This window comes from Neobacillus pocheonensis (assembly GCF_050477905.1).
Classification (GTDB): Bacteria; Bacillota; Bacilli; order Bacillales; family Cytobacillaceae; genus Neobacillus; species Neobacillus pocheonensis_A.
Genome location: NZ_JBCNAD010000085.1, coordinates 1 through 732 on the forward strand (window position 1 = coordinate 1; position 732 = coordinate 732).

Annotated in this window: 1 protein-coding gene; it reads left to right on the forward strand. The window is 37.3% G+C overall.

The features are described from left to right. Window positions 1-88: 88 nt before the first annotated feature. A partial coding sequence (locus ABES02_RS28535; RefSeq protein WP_430141216.1) for a transposase occupies window positions 89-732 on the forward strand: 644 nt, incomplete at its 3' end.

A 732-nucleotide genomic window follows, 5' to 3' on the forward strand; every position in this document is an offset into this window, starting at 1 on the left:
CAGACTGTCGACAAATTCGAAAAAAATCGGATTTATCGACAGTCTTTTTTGTATAATTAAGGTACTGAGATTTCCATGAGGTGATGAAATGCTAACGAAAAATACACAGATTAATCGGGACCAATTAGAAATGATTACTTTAGACCAGCTTGTACCTGCGAATCATTTGGTTCGTAAAATGGAAGCTGCTCTCGATTTTTCATTTATATATTCACTTGTTCAAGAAATGTACTCTACCGAACGTGGGCGTCCAAGTATTGATCCTGTGGTATTAATTAAGATGGCCTTCATCCAATATACCTTCGGTATTCGCTCTATGCGCAAAACAATAGAAGAGATTGATACGAATCTAGCTTATCGTTGGTTTTTAGGTTTTGGATTTCATGATAAAGTCCCCCACTTCTCAACATTCGGGAAAAATTACGAACGACGATTCAAGGATTCAGATTTATTTGAACAGATTTTCTATCGTATTTTGAAGGAAGCTGCAGAAAAGAAGTTGGTTAGTGGCGAGCACGTATTTATTGATTCTACTCATGTAAAAGCGAGTGCAAATAAGCGTAAATTCGAGAAGAAAGTTGTACGTAAAGAAACGAAAGCGTACCAAGCTCGTCTTCAGGATGAAATCAATGGTGACCGTGAAGACCACGGCAAGAAACCATTTCCACCTGATAAATTTGATAAAGAAGAAGTGAAAGAAATTAAGGAAAGTACTACTGATCCAGAGAGTGG